The following is a 19,273-nucleotide window of genomic DNA, read 5'->3' as shown; positions in this document are numbered from 1 at the left end:
CCTCACGAGGTCATCCCTCGTCGGTCTTCCTGGTTTCCTTCTTGGTCTCCTTGGCCTGCCGGCTGGACTTGATGGCCTGTTTCTTGGCCTTGCCGGACTTGGCGGCGGGTTTCTTCTTCGTGTCAGCCATCGAATATCCCCCCTGTACTGATTGCGCCCGATTGGCACACTATGGCGGTTTAATACCCATCTATCCCCGGAAAACCGACATGCCGCTTATCGCGTGCGCACCGGGCGATCTCCGGACGGCTGCGACCACCACACCCCCTCGCCGTGCGACAGGCCCGGCAACTGCCGCTCGGCCTCGTGCACGGCCGCCGCCGGGATCTCCCCTTCGAGCACCCAGGTCTCGGCCTGCCTGCTCGTGCCGTCCAGGACCGCGCCCAGACCGGCCAGGCGGGCGGACACCGCGTTGAAGGCGTCGGCGGGCACCTCCAGCTCGAAGCGGTGGCACGGCTCGTACACCCTGGTCCCGGCCCGGCGCAGCGCGTCGGTCAGCACGGCCCGCGCCTGCCCGCGGAAGTCGCCCGCCACGGTGACCGGGGAGGCGTACCCGGTCGCGGTCAACGCGACCAGCACGTCCGTGACCGGCCATCCGTGCGGCCCCTCGCCCAGGGTGTGCCGTACGCTCTCCTCGATCGCCCGGTGGAAGGCCGGCGGCAACGAGCCCAGGTCGACCTCCAGCCGGTAGACGACGCCGGAGCCCGGCGCGACCGGCTCGACCCGCAGGCCGACGGTCGCCATGAACGCGCCCCCGGCGTACCGCATCTCCTCCCTGGCCTCGCCGGTGCCCGACGGGCGCTCGAAGTAGACCGGACGGCTCGGCTCGAACCCGGCCTCGACGCCGAAGTCCCTGGCCAGGGTCTCGCCGATGACCTCCTTCTGGACCTCGCCGTACAGCAGGACCGACGTCTCGCCGCCGGGCAGCGTACGGGTGGCGATCAGGGGGTCCTGCTCGGCCAGCGCGATCAGCGCGGCGTGCAGGCGCGGCTCGTGGCCGGGGAGGCGGGGACGTACGACGGTCTCCAGGCTGGGCGGGGCGAAGTGGGCCTGCCCGGCCGGGCCCGGCTCGCCCAGCCGGTCGCCGACCCTGATCTCGGGCACCCCCCAGACCTTGGCGATGTCCCCCGACACCGCCCGCCGCGCCCCGGACCCGACGACGACCACCGCGGTGGGCCGCCCGTCATACTCCCGGACCCCACCTCCCACTTCCCCTCGCAGGAACGTCACCCGTTCCCGCCCCCGCAACCCGCCACCCCACAACCGCACATAACCCACTTTCTCGCCACTCCGCCCCCTCTCCACGGCGAACACGACCCCCACCGCAGCCCCCTGGGGCCCGGCAGGGTGGGGTTCCGGTATGCCTGGCGCCGGTGCTGTCGCCGCGCTCGCGGCCGGCGCGGGTCCGTCCGTCGCCGTGGGGCCGTACGGCTCGTCGTCGTACGGCGGCTGGGCCACGGCGGGCAGCAACCGGACCGCGCCCAGCAACTCGGCCACCCCCTGGCCGGTGATCGCCGACCCGAACAACACGGGATGCGCCTCGCCCGCCGCACACTGGGCCGCGAGCGCCGCCCGCACCTGCCCCGCCCCCGGCGCCACCCCGTCGACCAGCAGCTCCAGCAGCCCGTCGTCCCCGTCGGCCAACACCTCAGCCGCCTCCCCGACCCCCGCAAGCCCACCGGCGCCTCCCTCGCCCTCGGGACGGCCCTCCGCGAGGCCGTCGGCGTCCGGGAGGGCGGTCACGCCCGCCGCTTCGACGGGCCCACCGGCCCCCACCACCTCCTCCACGCCACCGCGCGCCGTCACCCCGACGGGGAGGGCGCCGACGGCGGCCCGATCAGCCGGCACGTGGCCAGCCGCGAGAAGGGGAGCGAAGGCGTAGGGACGCGTGGCGGCGGAGGCGACGCCGATGTCGGTCACCGTGTTCAGCGGGACCGCCCGCGGCGACAACCACCGCCGGATCTCGGCGAGCACCCCCGCCTCCCGCGCCCCCATCCGGTCGACCTTGTTCACGAAGATCAGTGTGGGCAGCCGCAACCGCCGCAGCGTCTTCATCAGGACCCGCGTGTGCGGTTGTACGCCCTCCACGGCCGACACCACCAGGACGGCCCCGTCGAGCACGCCGAGCGCGCGTTCGACCTCGGCCACGAAGTCGGCGTGGCCCGGGGTGTCCACCAGGTTGACCCGCAGATCGCCCAGGGTGAACGAGGCGACCGCCGAACGGATCGTGATGCCGCGACGGCGTTCGATCTCACCGGTGTCGGTCTGGGTGCTGCCGCCGTCGACGCTGCCGAGGCGCGTGATGACCCCGGTCTCGAACAGCAGCCGTTCAGTGAGGCTGGTCTTGCCCGCGTCGACGTGCGCGAGGATGCCGATGTTCAGGATGTGCATGAGTGGAGGAGCCCTCGAAAACTCTCGTGCCAATGGGGCGCTGGGAGATTCCGTGGCGGCGCCGCATCTCATGCTCCTGAACGTCGTCCGGCAAGTGCCCGGCCATCCTGTCACCGAGGCGAACCGGCGGACCACCGATTTAACCGGGCCCACAGAGGGCCGGGCCGGTCAGGCGGGGATCCTCGCAGCACAGCCCATGATTAGAACAGGCGTTCGACCGCGAAACGCCCTCTGAAAAGAGCCGGTAATTGGCCGGTCATGCGAAGGCTAATGATCTTCATGGTTGGGGAGAAACACGCCACAGAGCTTGCGTTCCGGAGGTGCCCCTATGGCCTGGTCGCAGGACGAGGAACGAATGCTGGCCCAGATCGAGCAGCACCTCGTCGATGACGATCCACGTCTCGTCGCCCGGCTGGAGTCGTTCAACGAGCGGGCCCGTCGCAGCGAGGCGAGGGCGAAGGGGCAGCCGGGTGCCCGGCGCCGGCCGCGCCGGTCGACGGTCATCATCGTGATCAGCTGGGTGCTCATCGCGACGTTGGTGGCCACCCTGCTGATCATGGTGCTCCAGCACGAGGCCGCCACCGCCGTGGCCCTGGCCGCCTCGCGCTGACCGCTTTCATCGCGTCCCGGCCTCCGGGGACGTTCAGGCCGTGCGCACGGTCGGCTCGTGGCGTACCGGGAAGTTGACCGAGGCCGCGATGAAGCACGCCTTGTGGGCGTCCTCGTGCAGCCGGAGGGCGGCCTCGGCCATCTCCGGCACGGCGACGGTCACCTCGGGCCGGAGCACGACCTCGGTGAAGTGGCCGCCGACGCCGCTCTCGGCCATCGTGCCGACCGCGTTGTCGGTGTAACCGGTGACCACGACACCCGCCACGGCACACTGGTGCAGGTACGACAGCATGTGGCACTGCGAGAGCGAGCCGACCAGGAGCTGCTCGGGGTTCCAGCGGGCGGGGTCGCCGCGGAAGGCGGGGTCGGAGCTGCCCGCGATGACCGGCGGCCCCTCGGCCGCCAGGTCGTGGGCGCGGCTGTAGTCGCGGTAGCCGCTGGTCCCGGTGCCCTGGTTGCCGGTCCAGGACACGGTGGTGTCGTAGGTGTGGTTCCGGGTCATGTGAATCCGTCCTTGCTGTGGGTGACGGCACGGGTGTCGAGGACGTGCGCCCTGGCGATGGCCGCCGCGTCCTGCGGCCGGGCCTCGATGATCGCGGCGAGGAGCTGTTCGTGCTGGCTGGAGACGTGCGCCGGACGCGACGGCGGCGCCAGCGAGCGCAGCGTGGAGACCTGGATCTGGTCCCAGACGCGCTCCAGCGTGTGCAGCGCGACGGCGTTGCCCGCCAGCTCGGCGATCCGCCGGTGGAAACGGCGGTTGAGCCCGACGGCCTCGGCCATGCGGCCCCGCGCGGTGGCGTCCGCCGTGGCGTCGGCGACGTCGCGCAACGAGACCAGGTCGGCGGGGGCGATGCGGCCCTCGCCCTGGCGGGTGGCGGCCAGCTCGGCGGTCAGCGCCTCCAGGGCCGCGCGTACCTGGTAGGCGTCCTCCAGCGCGGACGCCTCCAGGGCCACGACCACCACCCCGCGCCCGGCCGGGCGTACGAGCCCGTCGGCGGTCAGCGCCCGTAGCGCCTCGCGCACCGGGGTACGGCTCATCTCCAGGGCCGCCGCCACGTCTGTCTCGGTCAGCCGCGCCCCCGGCGGGTAGGTCCCGTCGAGGATCAGCTCCCGCAGCCGGCTCCAGGCCACATCGCTCTGCACGTACGGGACTCTAGCGCTTTGCATACATTGCATGCAAAGGTGGCCGCGCCGGGCGAAGAGCCGTGGGGGAGGGGCTCAGAGGCCCTTGAGGAAGGTCGCCGCCACCGGGGCCGCGACCTTGCCGCCCGTGCCGCCGCCCTCCACGACCACCGCGAAGGCCACGTCGCCCTTGAAGCCCATGAACCAGGCGTGGGTGTCGAGCTTCTCGCCGGTGCCGAACTCGGCCGTGCCCGTCTTGCCGTACGTGCCGGCGGGCAGCCCGGAGCTGCGCGCGGTGCCCTTGGAGACCACGGCCGCCATCATGCCGTGCAACTGCTCCTTGACCCCCTTGGGCAGCGCCTGGTCCTCGGCCTTCTGCTTGAGGCTGGGCACCAGCGTCGGTGGGCGCCAGGTGCCGTCGGCGATCGCGGCGGCCACCGAGGCCATCGACAGCGGGCTCGCGGTGATCCGGGCCTGGCCGAAGGACTCGGCGGCCAGCTCGGCGTCGGACTGGGCCCTCGGGAAACTGGCCTTCGTGGCGGGCACGCCGATGTTCAGGGGCTGGTTGAAGCCGACGGCCTCGGCCGTCTTCAGCAGCTTGTCGGCGCCGAGCCGCTGCTCGGCCAGGGGTGCGAAGGTGGTGTTGCAGGAGTGGGCGAAGGAGTCGAGGAACGACAGCGAGCCGAACTCCTCCTTCTCGGAGTTGCGGATCTTCATGCCGCCCACGGTGGCGTACATCGGGCAGGTGACCTTGTCCGCAGGGGACATGCCGGCCGCCAGCAGGCCGATCGCGGTGACCGCCTTGAACGTCGAGCCCGGCGCGTAACGGCCGTCGAGGGCCCGGTTGAAGCCGCCCTGGTTGTTGACCACGGCCAGGATCTCGCCCGTCGAGGCCCGGATCGCCACCATGGAGGTGGGCTTCTCGACGCCCTTGACCGCGGCCACCGCCGCCGCCTGGGCGCGGGGGGCGAGCGAGGTCTCGACCGGTTTGCCGCCGGTGCCCTCGATGGTGCCGAGCGTCTTGCCGCCGAGCTGGATCTGGGTGGTGGGGGTGCCGGCCAGCCGCTTCTGGAACGTCTCCTGCAACCCGCCGCGCCCGATGGCCTGCCCGGTCTTGTAGGAGGAGCCGAGCTTGGCGACGTCCTTCTTGGTGGCCTTGTCGAGGTAGCCGACGAGCTGCTGCACCGAACCGCCGGAGGTGCCGCCGTCGATGCGGCCGCCGTCGGCGTCGGTGATCGCGGCCCGCTGCGGCCAGTTCGTCTTGACGGCGAACGTCGCCCCCTGCGTCAGCTGCGGGTGCAGCGCGGTGGGCCGCCAGTCGACCTTCCACGTACGGTCGGCGACCACGAGGTCGATCTGGCCGTCGTAGGACCAGGAGCCGATGTTCTTGAGCGCCAGCGTCGCGGTGTAGGGGACCCGCGCCCGGCCGTCGCCCTCGGTTATGCGGCCCAGCTTGACCGTGGCCGACTCCACGCCGAGCGCCGAACGCTGCTGGTCGTAGGCCGTGAGCTGCTGCGGCGTGGCCAGCTCGGCGGTCATGGCGGCCTTGTCGCCCGCCTGCCAGGCGGCGGCGAAACGCTGCGCCGTCTCGGCCGGCGTGCCCCTGGTACGCAGCAGGTAGTAGGCGCCCCCGCCCGCGGCACCCGCCACGAGCACGGCGGACACGGACACGATCGCGATGGTGCGGCCCCGCGCCACGGTCAGCCCCCCGATCCTCGACGACAGGTGTCAGAGCCTAGCGGTCCTGGATCAGGCCGTCCCCTCGGATGTGCTCTTGTGGCTGGCCGCGTAGGCGGGGACGTACTCCTGGCCGGACAGTTTCTGGATGGCGGCCATGATCTCGTCGGTGACCCGGCGCCGGTCGCGCGCCTTGGTGTGGTCGCCCTCGAAGCGCAACGGCCCGCCGATGGAGATGCCGATCTTGGCGGGCCTGGGCACCTTCGCGCCGACCGGCAACACCTTCTCGGTGCCCTTGAGCGCCACCGGCAACACCGGCGCGCCCGTCTTGAGCGCCAGCCAGGCCACGCCGATCTTGCCGCGGTAGAGGCGGCCGTCGGGGGAGCGGGTGCCCTCGGGGTGGATGCCGAACAGCTCGCCGCGCTCCAGCAGGTCGGCGGCGGCGTCGAGCATGGCCTGCGCGGCGTGGGCGCTCTCGCGGTCGATCGGCAGGCTGCCGCCGATCCGCATGAAGAAGCCGGAGACCGGGTTGCCGTCGAAGTACTCGTTCTTGGCGGTGAACGTGACGTGCCGCGGCAGCAGCGCGGGCAGCAGGAAGGAGTCGAGCACGGAGAGGTGGTTGGCCGCCAGGATCGCGGGCCCGCTCCTCGGCACGTTCGCGGCGCCGGTGATGTGCGGCCGGCACATCGCGTGGGCGAGCGGCGCGGCGGCGAACTTGACCACTTCGTACAGCAACGGGCTCTCCTGGATCATCGGCGGTCAGCCATGACACCCTAAGGCAGCGGGGCCCCGGAAAGCTTAAAGGCCGATGTGGTGGTCGCCTCCTCGGCGAGGTGCACAACACGGCTCCAGCCGAACGGTATTCCGTGAAGGCGGTAATTTGCGGCCCGGGGGACACAGCCACATCGGCATTTCCGAGTTAAGCACAGCCTCCGGCGTTGGAGGTAATCGTGCCCACCAGATGGCACGGGCGTGACCCGCACGCAAGGGCTCAGGACGCGGCGGGCGTGTCCGGCAGCAGCGCGAAGGCGTGCTCGGCGGCGCGTACGGCGTCGGCCTCCGCCTCGGCCAAGGGGCGTCCGCCGGCGAGCTGTGCCCAGGTGCGGCGGGCGAGCACCCGCTGCGCGGCCAGCACCTGCGCGGCCAGCAGCGCGGCGGTCAGCTCGTCCATGGTCTCGGCCAGGGCGTGGGTCAGCTCGGCCTCGTCCTGGGTCATGTGGTGGAACAGCCGTACGGCCAGGCTGGGGGTGTCGAACACCATCCGGTGGAAGGCCAGCACCTCGGGGTGGTCGTTGAGCCCGGTGACCGGGTCGTGGGCGGCCAGGCCGTCGAGGTAGTGGCGGCGCAGCGCCGCGACCGGGTGCTCGCCGGGCGCGCGCCCGCGCACCACGCGGGCGGCCTCGCCCTTGTGGTCGGCGAACCGGTGCAGGACGAGGTCCTCCTTGGTCGGGAAGTACTTGAACAGCGTCGGCTTGGACACCCCGGCCGCCGCCGCGATCTCGGTCACCGGCACCTCGTCGAAGCCCCGTTCCAGGAAGAGCGCGATCGCCGCCGTCGAGATGGCCTCGTGCACCCGCTGCCGCTGCAGCTCCCGCAGTCCTGTCATGACCACAGCCTATCAAAGTGTTAACCTGGTTAATGTCTTAACCGAGTTAACGCTCTGGGGGGTGGGCATGGGAACGCTCGACGACGAACGGCGCCACGTCGAACGATGCAGGGCGGGGCTGCGCAGGATGCTGGACGGCGCACGCGAGAACGTGATCGTCGGTGAGACCGTGGCCGGCGACCGATACAGCGCCGAACGCCTGGGCCGCCACCTCAAGAGCCTGGCCAAGGAGCTGAGCGAGGAGCCCGAAGGGCCGCCGTTCTTCGGCCGGCTCGACTTCGGCCGGGACTCGGCCGAGCACGGCGGCCGGGCGTACCACATCGGCAGGCGGCACATCACCGGCGAGCACGGCGGGCCGCCCGTGGTGATCGACTGGCGCGCGCCCGTGGCCCGCGCGTTCTACCGAGCGAGCGCCCGCGACCCTCAGGGCGTCGACGTACGCCGCCGTTTCGGCTGGTCGGGCCGCACGCTGACCGGCTTCGAGGACGAACGCCTGGGCGCGGGCGAGGAGGGCGGCAGCACGATCCTGGCCGCCGAGATCGAACGCCCCCGCGTCGGCCCCATGCGCGACATCGTCGCCACCATCCAGCCCGAGCAGGACGACCTGGTCCGCGCCGACCTCGACACCACGATCTGCGTACAGGGCGCGCCCGGCACCGGCAAGACCGCGGTCGGCCTGCACCGGGCCGCCTACCTGCTGTACGCCCACCGCCGCCGCCTCGAACGCGCCGGCGTCCTGGTGCTCGGCCCGAACCGGGCCTTCCTCGGCTACATCTCGGCCGTCCTGCCCGCCCTCGGCGAGGTGGACGTCGAGCAGACCACCCTGGAAGGACTGCTCGGCGCCTACCCCGTACGGGCCGCCGACTCCGCGCCGGCCGCGGCGGTCAAGCACGACGCCCGCATGGCCGAGGTGCTGCGCCGCGCCCTGTACGGCCGGATCCGCAGACCGGCCGAGCCGGCCGTGGCCTCCGACGGCTCCTACCACTGGCGGGTCGGCGAGGACGAACTGCGCCGCGTCGTGGAGGACGCCAGGCGGGCCGGGCTCCCGTACGGGGTCGGCCGCGAACGGGTCAGGGCCAGGGTGGTCGCGTCGATGCGTCGGCAGGCCGAGGCCCGCGGCCAGACCTGCAACGCGGCCTGGGAACGCCGGATCGGCCGCGCCGTCACCCCGGCGCTCGACGCCGCCTGGCCCGCCGCCCGCCCCGAGGACGTGCTGTGCGAGGTGCTCAGCGCCCCGCCGGAGGGCATCCTGACCGACGCGGAACGCGCGGCCATCGCCTGGCCGAGGCCGCCGCGCGGCGTCAAGGCCGCCAGGTGGACCCCGGCCGACCTGGTGCTGCTGGACGAGCTGGCCTGCCTGCTCGAACGCCCCCGTGGCTACGGCCACGTGATCGTGGACGAGGCCCAGGACCTGTCGCCCATGGAGTGCCGCGCGGTGGCCAGGCGCAGCGAGCACGGCTCGATGACCGTCCTCGGCGACCTGGCCCAGGGCACCACCCCGTGGGCGGCCAGGTCGTGGCCCGAGCACCTGGACCTGCTCGGCAAGCCCGGCGGCCGGATCGTCGAGCTGACCACCGGCTTCCGCGTGCCTGGCGCGGTCGTGGAGCTGGCCAACAGGCTGCTGGCCGCGCTCGACGCCGGCGTGCCGCCCACCCGCTCCCACCGTTCGGACGGCCGGCTGCGTGTCGTCCGGGTGGCCGAGCTGGAGAAGGGCGTCGTGGAGGCCGTACGGGAGGCGCGGGCGTTCGAGGGGTCGATCGGGGTGATCGCGGCCGATGCCCACGTCGAGGCGATCACCTGCGCGCTGTGGAACGAGGGGCTGGACCTCGGCGAGCGGCTGAGCGTCATGCCCGCCTCGACGGCCAAGGGCCTGGAGTACGACCACGTGGTCCTGGCCGAGCCGGCCGCCGTCGTCGCGGCCGAGCCACGCGGCCTCAACCGCCTGTACGTCGCCCTCACCCGGGCGGTCTCCCGGCTCGACGTCGTCCACGCGCAGCCCCTTCCGGCCCAGCTTTCTCGCCCGTCATAAGCCTTCTGAAATGGGCAGATGTCTGGACTGGACGGCTCGACAGGCCCACGGCTCTGGTGTGTGATGTGATTCACCTCACGAGGGAGCCGGAGATGACCTCTTCGCAAGACCCGCCGCAAGGCGACGACCAGCACACGCGGGAAGGGCAGTGGTCACAGCCGCCGCCCTATCCGCAACCGCCGCGGCGGCAGGGCGCCCAGGTCCTGTCGATCATCGGGTTCGTCAGCGCCGCGGTGGCCGTGTTGTTCATACCGATCCTGTTCGGCCTGGCCGGCATCGTGCTGGGCATCGTCGGCCACACCCGCGGTGAGTCCCTGGGCAAGTGGGCCGCCATCGCCGCGGCGGTCTGCACGGTCGTCGGCATGATCCTCGGCGCGCTGGTCACGCGCGCGCTGAGCGCCTGACCCGCGGCGCCCGCGTGAGCCCGCGCCGGCGGCCCCGCCGTCGCGCGGGCACCGGCCGCCACCAGGAATGAAGCGCGCCCGCGCGGTGCTGACAGGGACGCAGTCGTTCATGGAAGAAGGCGTTACCCATGTCCCCGCAGGCGGATGCGGCCCATCTGATCGTTCGAGCCCTGGAGGCGGAAGGCGTCGAGTACGTCTTCGGCATCCCCGGCGAGGAGAACATCCACTTCGTCGACGCGCTCAACGACTCCTCCATCCGGTACATCCTCGTACGGCACGAGCAGGGCGCGGCGTTCATGGCCGAGATCTACGGCAGGCTGACCGGCAAGGCGGGGGTGGCCTCGGCCACGCTCGGCCCCGGCGCGATCAACCTGCAGCTCGGCGTGGCCGATGCCACCACCAACAGCACCCCGGTCGTGGCGATCACCGCCCAGGTGGGCCTCGACCGCATCTACAAGGAGTCCCACCAGGTGGTCGACCTGGTGTCGCTGTTCCGGCCGATCACCAAGTGGGCGGACCTGGCGCCGACGGCCCTGGCGCTGCCCGAGATGATCCGCAAGGCGTTCAAGACCGCTCAGACCGAACGGCCCGGCGCCGTCTACCTGGCCATCCCCGAGGACGTCGAGTCGGCGCCCGTCCCGGCCGACCTCGCGCCGCTGCCCGTCAACGTCGTACGCCCCCAGGACCCCTCGGCCGCCCAGATCGCCCGCGCCGCCGAGGTGCTGGCCGGGGCGCGCCGCCCGATCGTGCTGGCCGGCCACGGCGCCGGCCGGGCCGGGGCCTCCGCCGCGCTGGTGCGCTTCTCCGAGCGGCTCGGGCTGCCGGTGGCCACCACGTTCAACGGGAAGGGCGTCTTCCCCGACGACCACCCGCACGCGCTGGGCGCGGTCGGTTTCATGCGGCACGACTACGTCAACTTCGGGTTCGACGAGGCCGACGTGCTGATCAGCGTCGGGTACGAGTTGCAGGAATTCGACCCCGTAAAGATCAACCCGAACCGGGACAAGAAGATCATCCATCTGCACCGGTTCCCGGCCGAGGTCGACGACCACTACCCGGTGGCCGTGGGCGTCCACGGCGACATCTCCCGCTCTCTCGACGCGCTCGCCGACGCCGTCCACCGCCGCTTCGAGGTCAACGGCACCGGCGAGAAGATCCGCCGCCTGATGCGCGAGGAGCTGGAGCAGGGACGTTCGGAGGACGCCTTCCCGCTGTCGCCGCGGCGCGTGGTCGCCGACATCCGCGAGGCCATGGGCCGCGAGGACATCGTGCTGGCCGACACGGGGGCGGTGAAGATGTGGATGGCCCGCATGTACCCGACGTACGAGCCCAACACGATGCTGGTCTCCAATGGGCTGTCCTCGATGGGGTTCGCGGTGCCGGGGGCGCTGGCCGCCAAGCTGGCCTTTCCGGGGCGCAGGGTGCTGGCCGCCACCGGTGACGGGGCGTTCCTGATGAACTCCCAGGAGCTGGAGACGGCCGTCCGCGAACGTATTCCGATCACGGTGCTGGTGTGGGTGGACGACGCGTACGGGCTGATCGAGTGGAAGATGGACCTGGAGCTCGGGCGCCACTCGGGCATCCGGTTCGGCAACCCCGACTTCGTCGCCTACGCCGAGAGCTTCGGCGCCCGCGGCTACCGGGTGAGCAGCGCCGGCGAGCTGCTGCCCACGCTGCGCAAGGCGCTGGCCGACGACGCGGTGTCGGTGATCGCGGTGCCCGTCGACTACAAGGCCAACCTGGAGCTGACCGCCAAGCTCGGCGAGCTGACCGGGCCGTTCTGACCGGTCGGGTCCGCGCCCACGGTCAGGTTCGCGTCCAGTGGGGCTGTGCGACGTCGAACACCCGCTGTTCGCGTCCGCGCAGCGCCACCTCGGCGAACTGCCACAGGATCGCCCCGGTCGGCGCGTGGATCACGATGTCCGGCCCGAGCGGCATCTGCAGCAGCTCGCCCTCCCAGCGCGGCACCCCGGGCGCGAGGAAACGCTCCAGCGGCACCGGATGCACCGAGGCCACCTCGTAGGCGTCGCCCACCGGCTCCTGACCGCCGCCGAACGCCACCACAGGGGTGATCACGAACCCGGAGTCGGCGACGAAGTCGTCGAGCAGCCCGGCCACCTCCACGCCGGTCACCCCGACCTCCTCGGCCAGCTCACGCAGCGCCGCCTCCACGGGCAGCTCGCCGTCGTCGAGCCGCCCGCCCGGCAGCGCCCACTGCCCGGCGTTGCGGCCGCGGGCCGCCCGCCGGATCAGCACCGTGTACGGGACGCGCCCGGCGTCCTCCAGCACGCACACGGTCACCGCCGCCCGGCGCACCCCGGCGGCCGGCGGGACCTCCCGGCGGTCGAAGGCGGCGAGATGGGCGACGACCTGCTCGCGCAGCACGTCGATCGGGGGCAGCATCCGTCCAGGATCTCACGGCGACCCGGCGCGGCTGCCTCGCGCCGGGTCGCGGTCAGGCGAGCCGGGCCCTCAGGCGGAACGGGCCGCTCAGGCCAGGCGGGCCACTCCCTCCAGGAGGCGGGTCACGTCCGAGCCGTCGTTGTAGTGGACCAGGCCCGCGCGGACGGCGCCGCCCGACTCGCGCACGCCGAGCGCGCCCGTCAGCTCCCAGGCGTAGTTGTGGCCGCTCCAGACGTTCACGCCCAGGCCGGCCAGGTGCTCGGCGACCTGGCGCGGGGTGTGGCCGGCGACCGTGAAGTAGGCCGTCGCGGTACGGCGGGCGGGCTTGCCGTACAGCGTGACGTGGGGCATCGTCTCCAGGCCCGCGGTCATGGCGGCGAACAGTTCCTGCTCGTGCTCCTCGGCGGCGGCCATCGAGGTCAGGAGGCGTTCGCGGCGGGTGCCCGAGCCGGGCGCCATGGCGGCCAGGTGGTCGACGGCCGCCGTCACCCCGGCCAGGTCGGCGAACGCGGACGTGCCCGTCTCGAACCGCTCGGGCACGGTGTCGGGGGAGGGCCGCAACTTGGCCGGCCGGACCGTCTCCAGCAGTGCCGGATCGGCCACGACGGCCCCCACGTGCGGGCCCGACCACTTGTACGCGCTGGTGGCGTAGAAGTCGGCGCCCAGCGCCCGCATGTCCACCGGGCCGTGCGGGGTGGCGTGCACGCCGTCCACGTACAGCAGGGCGCCCGCGCGGTGCGCCAGCTCGGCGATGGCGGGCACGTCGGGACGGGTGCCGATGATGTTGCTCGCCGCCGTCACCGCCACCACCTTCGTCCGCTCCCCGATGAGGTCGGCGTACTGCTCGACCGGCAGCTCGCCGGTCACCGGGTCCACCTCGGCCCAGCGCACGGCGGCGCCCGTCTGGGTCCACGGGCGCACGTTCGCGTCGTGGTCCAGCCTGGAGACCACCACCTCGTCGCCCGGCCCGGTCAGCGCCCTGGCCAGCCGGTACGTCAGCGTCGTCATGTTCGGGCCGAGGATCACCCCGCCGGGATCGCCGCCGACCAGGTCCGCCACGGCGGCCCGGCAGGCGGCGACGATCTCGTCCGCCCGGCGGCTGGCGGGGAACGCCCCGCCCACGTTGCCGAGCCCCGCCCGGTAGGCGGCGGAGATGGCGTCGATCACCGGCTGCGGCGTCTGGGTGCCCGCCGCGCCGTCGAGATAGGCGAAGCCGTCAGCGAGCGCAGGATAGGAGGAACGTACGGACTCCAGGGGGAAAGGCATGATATGTAGATGCTCAGCCTCAGAGACCTCAACCGCGCCACCTTGGCCAGGCAGCACCTTCTCACCCGGCACAAAGGGCGGCCGGCCGACGTCGTGCACCGGCTGGCGGGGTTGCAGGCGCAGGAGCCGCGGCCGCCGTACCTGGGGATCTGGACGCGGCTGGAGGGGTTCGAGCGCGACCACCTGCACGACGAGCTGCACGCGGGCAGCCTGGTGCGGGCCACGATGATGCGGGCCACGCTGCACCTGGTGACGGCGGAGGACTTCGCGGCCTTCCGCCCGGTGTTGCGGCCCATGCTGGCCGCCGCGGCGCGCCGGTTCCAGGACGTCGACTTCGAGGCCGTCGCCGCGGTCGCCGACCGGCTGCTGGCCGGCGGGCCGCTCACGTTCAACGAGCTGCGTCCCCTGCTGCTGGAGGAGTTCCCGGGCGCCGACGAGCGGGTGCTCGGGTACGCCGTGCGCATGATGACGCCCCTGGTCATGGTGCCGACGCAGGACCGGTGGAGCTTCCCGCGCGAGTCCGCCTTCGGCCTGCCCGCCGTCGGCCTGGACCCGGCGCCCAGCACGGAGACGATGATCGAGCGCTATCTCGCCGCGTTCGGTCCTGCCACGCCCGCCGACGTGCAGACCTGGTCGGGGCTCGGCGGGCTGCGGGCGGTCATGAAGGCGATGGACCTGGACCGGCTCGCCGACGAGTCCGGGCGCGAGCTGTTCGACCTGCCCGGGGCCCCGCGGCCGGGTGGCGACGTGCCCGCGCCGGTGCGGTTCCTGCCCGACTTCGACAATCTCGTCCTCGGGCACGCCGACCGCAGGCGGGTGCTGGAGGACGAGTTCCGGCCGCTGGTCGCGACCAAGAACCTGCGGATCAAGGCCACGTACCTGGTGGACGGGTTCGCCGCGGGGACGTGGCAGATCAAGCGGTCGGGTAAGAAGGCCAAGCTGCTCATCAGCCCCTTCGCCGCGCCGACGCCCCTGGACGTCCTGGAGGAGGAGGGCCTGGCGCTGCTGGCCTTCGCCGAGCCGGACGCCACGAGCCACACCCTCGAACACGTCCCGGCGAGCTGACCGATCCGCCGCGCGACCTCGAACGCGTCCCGACGGGTTGGCCGATCCGCCGCGTGATCTCGAACGCGTCCCGGTGGGTCGGCCGATCCGCCGCGAGATGCGGAAAGAACCTTGCCGCAATGGTTCCTACGCTGGCCCCATGACCCTCGACCAGCGAGCCTCCGCCCCCGCCTCCACGTCCAGGGCGCCTGTGGTGCTCAGTGCCGGTGTCCTCAACCGGACAACGCTCGACCGCCAGCTCCTCCTGGCCCGTTCGGGCCTGTCGCCGCTGGAGGCCGTCGGGCGGCTCGTCGCCCTCCAGGGGCAGGACGTCAACGCGCCCTATATCGGGCTCTGGACGCGCCTGGCCGCCTTCACCCAGGACGACCTCACCGCCCTGCTGTACGGCAGGCAGGTGGTACGCGGCTCGCTGCTGCGCGGCACCCAGCACCTGACGCCCGCCGACGACTACGTCTGGATCAGGCCCCTGGTGCAGCGCGCCCTGTCCAGGGCCGCGCGGGCGACCGTCGGCAGGACGATGCCCGGCGTGGACCCGGAGGAGCTGGAGCGGCTGGCCCGCGGCCACCTGACCGGGCGTACGCTGACCCGTCCGCGGCTTCGTGACCTGCTGCGTGAGCGCTGGCCGGAGGCCGACCCGACGGCGCTCGCGTTCTCGCCCCAGGGGTTGCTGCCGATCGTGCACACGCCGCCGAACGGCACCTGGGGGCGCGGCGGGGCGACGCCGTTCACGCTGGCGGAGGAGTGGCTGGGACGCTCTCTGGACCCGGAGCCGAGCGTCGAGCGCCTGGTCGTACGGTATCTGGCCGCCTTCGGGCCGGCGGGCGTGATGGACGTGCAGATGTGGTCGGGCCTCACGCGGCTCCGCCCGGTCCTCGAATCCATGCACTTTCTCCAGAAATATCAGGACAGCGAGGGACGTGTGCTTTATGACCTGCCCGATGCCCCGCTCGTCCCCGAGGACGCGCCCGCTCCCGTACGTTTCCTGCCGGCGTTCGACAACCTGATCGTCGCTTTCGCCGACCGCGGCCGCCTGATGACCCCCGAGCAGCGCGCCCAGGTGTGCGTGGGCTCCCTCGTCCATCCGACCTTCCTCGTCGGCGGAACTGTCGGTGGCATGTGGGACCTTGAGGATGGCGTGCTGACGCTGAGGCCCTTCCGTCCGCTGAGCGACGGCGTGGCGGAGGAACTGGCCGCGGAGGGCGCGCGGCTGCTGGCCTTCGCCGGGGTCGAGGAGGGGAGCGTGACCGTGGCCCGGTGCGAGCCGTGATCGGAGAGGCGTGCACGAAGAGCCGCGAACGGAGAGCCCTGATCGAGGGGCCCTGATCGAAGGGCCCTGAGCGGAGAAGTGTGATCGGAGAGGGGAGTCGTCTTCTGGAGTGCCGACACGGGGAGGGGGCCGGAGCGGGGTGCCCGGCTTGCGGCGCTGGTCACAGGGCAGATGCCGATTACGGGGCGGCGGTGACGGCCGTCCCGTCGAAGCCGCGTTCGAGGAAGCGTTGGGTAGCCTGGTCATTGACGGCCACGCCAGGCCCCGCTTCTTCCGTTCCCCCATGTCCTGAAGGTTCCGACGCCTATCGGCCCGCGATGTTTCCCCGCCGGACCTGCCCGCAGGCCGGCTCAGTCACTGAGCGTCCACCCAACGCGAGCGAGGAGAGAATTTTGTCCCAAGCAGCAGAGGTTCTCGAACTGGACGACACCATCGCCGACGGTGGCACGGCCGTCGGCGCGGACTCGGTCAAGACCTACCTGAAGGAGATCGGCCGCGTCCCGCTGCTCACCGCCGAGCAGGAGATCGAGCTGGCCAAACGCATCGAGGCCGGCCTGTTCGCCAGGGAACGCCTCGACACCGAACCGGCCCTGTCCTCCGACCTGCGTGCCGACCTGGAGTGGATCGCCGACGACGGCCTTCGCGCCAAGCGCCGCATGCTGGAGGCCAACCTCCGGCTCGTCGTCTCCATCGCCAAGCGCTACACCGGTCGCGGCATGCTCTTCCTCGACCTGATCCAGGAGGGCAACCTCGGCCTGATCCGTACGATCGAGAAGTTCGACTACCGGCTCGGCTACAAGTTCTCCACGTACGCCACCTGGTGGATCAAGCAGGCCATCACCCGGGCCATGGCCGACCAGGCCCGGACGATCCGCATCCCCGTCCACATGGTGGAGCTGATCAACAAGGTGGCCCGCGTGCAGCGCCGCCTGCAGTCCGACCTCGGCCGCGAGCCCACCCCCGAGGAGATCGCCGCCGAGACCGACCTCGACGTCGAACGGGTCGCCGAGGTGCAGAGCTACGGCCGTGAGCCGATCTCGCTGAGCACCCCGCTCGGCGAGGAGGGCGACAGCGAGTTCGGCGACCTGATCGAGGACACCGAGGCCGTCTCCCCGGCCGACGCGGTCTCGTTCACGCTGTTGCAGCAGCAGTTGCACAGCCTGCTCGACCAGCTCTCCGAGCGCGAGGCGGGGGTGATCACCATGCGCTACGGCCTCGCCGACGGCAAGCCCAGGACCCTCGACGAGATCGGCCGCGTCTACGGCGTCACCCGCGAGCGCATCAGGCAGATCGAGGCCAAGACCATGTCCAAGCTGCGCCACCCCTCCCGGGCGATGGCGTTGCGCGACTACCTGAGCTGACCGCCGGGCCCACACCCGACACGCCGAGCAGCGCACACCGAGCAGCACACACGCGGTAGCGCACCGAGCAGGGCTCGCCGTGCGGACGTGGAGCGTCACCGCACTGTCGACGAACCGACCCGCCACGTCAGCGGGACCAGCGACAGGCACGACCTCCGTCCGCGCCGAGCGCAGGCGCTCCCGGTGCATGCGGTGTTTCCGGCGCTCCCGGCGCGCTCCCGGTGACGCGTCCCGGGACCGGGAAAGAGCGGGTAAACGGCGGCTCAAGAGTGTCGCGTCCCCGGACCGTATCGGGTGGCCCGCACCTACATTGCCCAACGTGAAACGCTCCCGTACGAGCCTCGTCCACCAGGCCGCATACGCGTTGAGGCACCCCGACAGGATCGCCCCCCACCTGCGCCGGCTGGCCCGCGACACCTGGTTCAGGCTCCGCGCCCACGACCACGTCGACTACTACCGCGCCGTCATGAGGTCCGACACGGCCCGCGACCCGGCGGGCGCCGTGGGCTCGCACAACCACCGGCGATGGCTCGCTCTGGGGCGCATGCAGTTCGACTACCTCGTCGAGCACGGGCTCAAGCCGGACTGCCGGATGCTGGAGATCGGCTGCGGGAACCTGCGCGCCGGCCGCCTGTTCATCGGCTACCTGTTCACCGGCAACTACTACGGCATCGACATCTCGCCCGACATCCTCCTGGCCGCCCAGGACACGATCGACAAGCACGCGCTGCAGGACAAGCTGCCGTACCTGGCGCCGGTGCGCGACCTGCGCTTCGCGTTCCTGCCGGACGAGCACTTCGACGTCGTCCACGCCCACAGCGTCTTCTCGCACTCGCCGATCGAGGTCATCGAGGAGTGCTTCGCCCACGTGGGCCGGATCATGAAGCCGGACGGCTGGTTCGACTTCACCTTCGACAGGACCGAGGGCAAGGAGCACCACGTCCTGCGCGAGGACTTCTACTACCGCACCGAGACGCTGGTCGAGCTGGCCCGCCGGTACGGACTGAAGGCGACGTTCATGGACGATTGGGAGCAGTCACCACATAAGCAGTCGAAAATCCGCATCACCCGGCGCTAACGTCGTCCGCTGTGAGAGACCTCCGCCTGCTGCCCAAGGCTCACCTGCACGTCCACCTGGAGAGCACCGTACGTCCCCGGACCGTACGCGAGCTGGGCGGGCCGCCGGAGCCCGAGGGGGCGTTCGCGAGCTTCCGCGAGTTCGCCGACCAGCGGGCCAAGGTACGCGACCTGCTGCGCACGCCCGAGCACTTCCGGCGCGTCGCCCTGGAGTTCTGCGAGGACGAGGCCGCCCAGGGCACCCGCTACGTCGAGGTGACCTTCACCGCCGCCTCCCACGGCGAGCGGGTGGGCGCGCCGGAGATGCCGCTGGAGGCCGTGCTCGACGGGCTGGCCGAGGGCAGGCGGTACGGCATCGAGGCCCGGGTGCTGCTCGACCACTCCAGGCGGCGGCCCCTGGAGCGGTTGTGGCAGACGTACCAGCTGGCCACCCGCTACGACGAGGTGATCGGGCTCGGGCTGGCGGGCGACGAGGCGTACCCGCTGGCGCCGTTCGCCGAGGTGTTCGAGGCGGCCAGGGACGCGGGCCTGCACCTGGTTCACCACGCGGGCGAGGCGGCCGGTCCGGCGAGCATCCGCGAGGCGCTGGACCTCGGGCACACCGAGCGGCTCGGCCACGGCATCCGGGTGCTCGACGACCCGGACCTGGTCGCCGAGGTGCGCGAGCGCGGGATCCCGCTGGAGGTCTGTCCCACGTCGAACGTCCTGCTCGGGCTCGTGCCGTCGCTGGCCGAGCATCCGCTGCCGCGCCTGCGCGCCGCCGGGCTCGCGGTCACGGTCAACACCGACGGCGAGACGGCCCTGGCCGCCGAGTACGTCCGCCTGCGCGAGATCTTCGGGTACGGCGACGACGTCCTGGCCGAGCTGGCCCGCGCCTCGATCACCGCCTCGTTCGCGCCCGCCGCCCTCAAGGCGGAGCTGCTGGCCGGCGTCGAGTCCTGGCTACGCTGACCCGCCCGCCCGGCCCGGCCGATCTCCTGGTGGCAGGCGTCGGCG

Annotated in this window: 16 protein-coding genes and 1 pseudogene; 9 read left to right on the top strand and 8 right to left on the bottom strand. The window is 72.2% G+C overall.

The genetic code is table 11. The features are described from left to right. Positions 1-216: 216 nt before the first annotated feature. Positions 217-2,391, bottom strand: a complete 2,175-nt coding sequence (locus tag IEZ27_RS55320; protein ID WP_189650131.1) for an elongation factor G — start codon at positions 2,389-2,391, stop codon at positions 217-219. A gap of 328 nt (positions 2,392-2,719) precedes the next feature. Here IEZ27_RS55320 and IEZ27_RS28880 point away from each other — a divergent pair, with 328 nt between their 5' ends. Beyond that, entirely contained in the window at positions 2,720-3,001 is a 282-nt protein-coding gene (locus IEZ27_RS28880; RefSeq protein ID WP_125642768.1) for a DUF3040 domain-containing protein, read from the top strand. A gap of 33 nt (positions 3,002-3,034) precedes the next feature. On the opposite strand, the gene IEZ27_RS28875 is transcribed toward IEZ27_RS28880, so the two are convergent. The 5 genes from IEZ27_RS28875 to IEZ27_RS28855 form a co-directional block, all read right to left on the bottom strand. Continuing rightward, positions 3,035-3,502 (bottom strand): OsmC family protein, encoded by a 468-nt coding sequence (locus IEZ27_RS28875; RefSeq protein WP_189650130.1) that lies wholly within the window; start codon positions 3,500-3,502, stop codon positions 3,035-3,037. Continuing rightward, complete coding sequence (locus IEZ27_RS28870) at positions 3,499-4,143, bottom strand: GntR family transcriptional regulator (protein ID WP_189650129.1); 645 nt, start codon at positions 4,141-4,143, stop codon at positions 3,499-3,501. The genes IEZ27_RS28875 and IEZ27_RS28870 overlap by 4 nt, the downstream gene beginning before the upstream one ends. A gap of 75 nt (positions 4,144-4,218) precedes the next feature. Beyond that, on the bottom strand, positions 4,219-5,793 hold the full coding sequence (locus IEZ27_RS28865) for a penicillin-binding transpeptidase domain-containing protein (RefSeq protein ID WP_229824435.1): 1,575 nt from the start codon (positions 5,791-5,793) through the stop codon (positions 4,219-4,221). Positions 5,794-5,871: 78 nt separating this feature from the next. Then, positions 5,872-6,534: a lysophospholipid acyltransferase family protein gene (locus IEZ27_RS28860; RefSeq protein WP_229824434.1), complete on the bottom strand. Its 663-nt coding sequence runs from the start codon at positions 6,532-6,534 to the stop codon at positions 5,872-5,874. Positions 6,535-6,790: 256 nt separating this feature from the next. Next, complete coding sequence (locus IEZ27_RS28855) at positions 6,791-7,405, bottom strand: TetR family transcriptional regulator (protein ID WP_189650126.1); 615 nt, start codon at positions 7,403-7,405, stop codon at positions 6,791-6,793. Between the two features lie 67 nt (positions 7,406-7,472). Between IEZ27_RS28855 and IEZ27_RS28850 the strand changes: the two genes are divergently transcribed. The 3 genes from IEZ27_RS28850 (at position 7,473) to IEZ27_RS28840 (ending at position 11,622) form a co-directional block, all read left to right on the top strand. After that, positions 7,473-9,434, top strand: coding sequence for a HelD family protein (locus IEZ27_RS28850; protein WP_189650125.1), 1,962 nt, complete (start codon positions 7,473-7,475; stop codon positions 9,432-9,434). A 92-nt stretch (positions 9,435-9,526) separates the two neighbouring features. Further along, positions 9,527-9,838 (top strand): hypothetical protein, encoded by a 312-nt coding sequence (locus IEZ27_RS28845; protein ID WP_189650124.1) that lies wholly within the window; start codon positions 9,527-9,529, stop codon positions 9,836-9,838. A gap of 128 nt (positions 9,839-9,966) precedes the next feature. Then, positions 9,967-11,622 (top strand): acetolactate synthase large subunit, encoded by a 1,656-nt coding sequence (locus IEZ27_RS28840; RefSeq protein WP_189650123.1) that lies wholly within the window; start codon positions 9,967-9,969, stop codon positions 11,620-11,622. A gap of 22 nt (positions 11,623-11,644) precedes the next feature. Here IEZ27_RS28840 and IEZ27_RS28835 read toward each other — a convergent pair whose 3' ends face one another. Together IEZ27_RS28835 and IEZ27_RS28830 are read right to left on the bottom strand one after the other, a co-directional pair. Continuing rightward, a complete protein-coding gene (locus IEZ27_RS28835; protein ID WP_189650122.1) occupies positions 11,645-12,241 on the bottom strand; it encodes an NUDIX hydrolase in 597 nt (198 codons plus the stop codon). 87 nt (positions 12,242-12,328) lie between these two features. Beyond that, the gene (locus tag IEZ27_RS28830; protein ID WP_189650121.1) at positions 12,329-13,507 is read right to left on the bottom strand and encodes a cysteine desulfurase-like protein; all 1,179 of its coding nucleotides are present in this window, start codon (positions 13,505-13,507) and stop codon (positions 12,329-12,331) included. Positions 13,508-13,516: 9 nt separating this feature from the next. Here IEZ27_RS28830 and IEZ27_RS28825 point away from each other — a divergent pair, with 9 nt between their 5' ends. The 5 genes and pseudogenes from IEZ27_RS28825 (at position 13,517) to add (ending at position 19,228) form a co-directional block, all read left to right on the top strand. Next, entirely contained in the window at positions 13,517-14,572 is a 1,056-nt protein-coding gene (locus IEZ27_RS28825) for a winged helix DNA-binding domain-containing protein (protein WP_189650120.1), read from the top strand. A 139-nt stretch (positions 14,573-14,711) separates the two neighbouring features. Then, positions 14,712-15,839 carry a winged helix DNA-binding domain-containing protein gene (locus IEZ27_RS28820; protein ID WP_229824433.1) on the top strand — a complete coding sequence of 376 codons (1,128 nt, stop codon included), beginning with the start codon at positions 14,712-14,714 and terminating at the stop codon, positions 15,837-15,839. A gap of 458 nt (positions 15,840-16,297) precedes the next feature. Beyond that, positions 16,298-17,200: pseudogene (locus IEZ27_RS28815) on the top strand (RNA polymerase sigma factor); the annotation flags it as partial. A gap of 319 nt (positions 17,201-17,519) precedes the next feature. Then, positions 17,520-18,278, top strand: coding sequence for a class I SAM-dependent methyltransferase (locus IEZ27_RS28810; RefSeq protein ID WP_221762514.1), 759 nt, complete (start codon positions 17,520-17,522; stop codon positions 18,276-18,278). 11 nt (positions 18,279-18,289) lie between these two features. Further along, positions 18,290-19,228: an adenosine deaminase gene (add, locus tag IEZ27_RS28805; protein WP_125642809.1), complete on the top strand. Its 939-nt coding sequence runs from the start codon at positions 18,290-18,292 to the stop codon at positions 19,226-19,228. Positions 19,229-19,273: the final 45 nt, after the last annotated feature.

Source organism: Nonomuraea spiralis (assembly GCF_014648435.1).
GTDB classification, from domain to species: Bacteria; Actinomycetota; Actinomycetes; order Streptosporangiales; family Streptosporangiaceae; genus Nonomuraea; species Nonomuraea spiralis.
Note: the sequence above shows the minus strand (reverse complement) of the source record. Positions and strands in the feature narration are given on the sequence as shown.